General features: G+C 66.5%; 1 protein-coding gene. It reads right to left on the bottom strand.

Annotated elements, in window-relative coordinates; genetic code table 11:
* The coding region (locus BN4575_RS22725) for a hypothetical protein (RefSeq protein ID WP_218060791.1) at nucleotides 1-330 on the bottom strand (330 nt) is incomplete at its 3' end.
* Nucleotides 331-519 lie beyond the last annotated feature (189 nt).

The following is a 519-nucleotide window of genomic DNA, read 5'->3' on the forward strand; positions in this document are numbered from 1 at the left end:
GATGACGTATTCGAGACGTGTCTCCTTACTGTTATCGATGAAGCGGTTGAGCTTATCGATAAAGGGTACACGCTCGTCCATCTTGATGGCTTCGGGATCGACGCCGGGCACGTAGAAGTCGCTCTCCGCCTTTCCGGTGGTCGAAGGGGCCGACGCGGCGCAGAGGCCGGTCCCCTCGACCTCCGGCAACTCCTGGATGGCGGGCGCCGAGATGGTGACCGGCTCCGGCCTCAGCTGCGCGTGAAGCTGCGCCGGAATCAGCGCGGCAAGCGCTGCGGCGGCTAGAGCAAGTCGTCGAATGCGCAGGGCTCGCTCGCGGGTCCTTTGCATCGCTCGCGGGTCCTCAGCACCCGAGCTCCGGAAGTACGAGGCCCAGGCTAGCCGCTCCCAGCCGCGATCCGCAAGAGGAAGGCTGCGAAAGCCCGCGCCGGATGTGGGCGACGGTCCTCTATCGCCCCATGGTCCGATGCTGCCCTGCACGCGGGACGGCTGGTGAACCGCACGGGCGATCGACCGCAC

The sequence above is a fragment of the Aeromonas sp. EERV15 genome, from assembly GCF_900079845.1.
Lineage (GTDB): Bacteria > Pseudomonadota > Gammaproteobacteria > Enterobacterales > Aeromonadaceae > Aeromonas > Aeromonas sobria.